This is a genomic window from Streptococcus danieliae (assembly GCF_013415245.1).
GTDB lineage: Bacteria > Bacillota > Bacilli > Lactobacillales > Streptococcaceae > Streptococcus > Streptococcus danieliae_A.
Genome location: NZ_JACBXX010000258.1, coordinates 1 through 379 on the forward strand (window position 1 = coordinate 1; position 379 = coordinate 379).

General features: G+C 43.5%; 1 protein-coding gene. It reads right to left on the minus strand.

The annotated features are described in order from the left end of the window. Positions 1-379 (minus strand): reverse transcriptase domain-containing protein (locus HZY94_RS10080; protein WP_257151925.1); only part of this gene is annotated, 379 nt, incomplete at both ends.

The window sequence follows — 379 nt, forward strand, 5'->3', positions numbered from 1 at the left end:
TTAATCGTTCAATCCGTGTCGTTAGGTCAATGCTCCACTTCCTCGTCGTTAGTCGCTTCAGCTTGCGCTTAAAACTCTGTACACTATCTTGATGGGGACGGCATTTCCAGCCTTTCGGAGATTTCCAAAAGCCAAAGCCTAAATACTTGAGTTTTGTAGGTCCTACAATCTTTGTTTTGGTCATATTGACCTTCAAACCTAATCGCTTCTCGATAAATCGGCTAATGGAGTGCATAACTCTTTTGGCGGATGCTTCACTACCAACTGTGATGACGCAGTCATCTGCGTAGCGAACAAAACGAAGACCTCGTTTTTCCAACTCCTTATCTAGTTCATTGAGCATGATATTAGACAAGAGAGGTGACAAATTCCCGCCTTG